A 505-nucleotide genomic window follows, 5' to 3' on the forward strand; every position below is an offset into this window, starting at 1 on the left:
AAGTATTACAAGTAACAAAGATGGACTTATTAGGATCAGCGAGCGGGGCAGCGGTGTTAACAGCATTAATCGTATTTTTAGCTAATGCTTTAGTATAGGAAGTAAAACGGATATTACAAAATCAGAAAAAATGAAGGGAGAACGAACAATATGGAAAACAAAGAAGTATTACAAGTAACAAAAATGGATTTTTTAGGATCAGCGAGTGGGGCAGCAGTATTAACAGCATTAATTGTATTTCTGGCTAACGTTTTAGTATAAGAAGTAGAACAATAGATTGCGAAATAAAAAGAAACGAAGGGAGAATGGAAGATATGAACAACGAGCAAGTGTTACAAGTAACAAAAATGGATTTACTAGGATCAGCAGGTGGAGCAGCAGTATTAACAGCATTAATCGTATTTCTTTCAAGTGTTTTAGTATAATAGAAATTTTGTATCAAATGTATAAGAAACCGAAAGGAGAATGAGGAGTATGGAACAAGTATTACAAGTAACAAAAATGG

The 505-nt window shown here is 33.5% G+C and carries 3 protein-coding genes; all 3 read left to right on the top strand.

Annotation, left to right across the window (positions count from 1 at the left end; genetic code table 11):
* Window positions 1–98 (top strand): DUF3948 family protein (locus V7183_RS02200; protein ID WP_335358573.1); only part of this gene is annotated, 98 nt, incomplete at its 5' end.
* Between the two features lie 52 nt (window positions 99–150).
* Window positions 151–261, top strand: coding sequence for a DUF3948 family protein (locus V7183_RS02205; RefSeq protein ID WP_097897786.1), 111 nt, complete (start codon window positions 151–153; stop codon window positions 259–261).
* Between the two features lie 53 nt (window positions 262–314).
* A complete protein-coding gene (locus V7183_RS02210; RefSeq protein ID WP_217993885.1) occupies window positions 315–425 on the top strand; it encodes a DUF3948 family protein in 111 nt (36 codons plus the stop codon).
* Window positions 426–505 lie beyond the last annotated feature (80 nt).

Source organism: Bacillus sp. JJ1127 (genome assembly GCF_036965845.1).
Taxonomy (GTDB): domain Bacteria; phylum Bacillota; class Bacilli; order Bacillales; family Bacillaceae_G; genus Bacillus_A.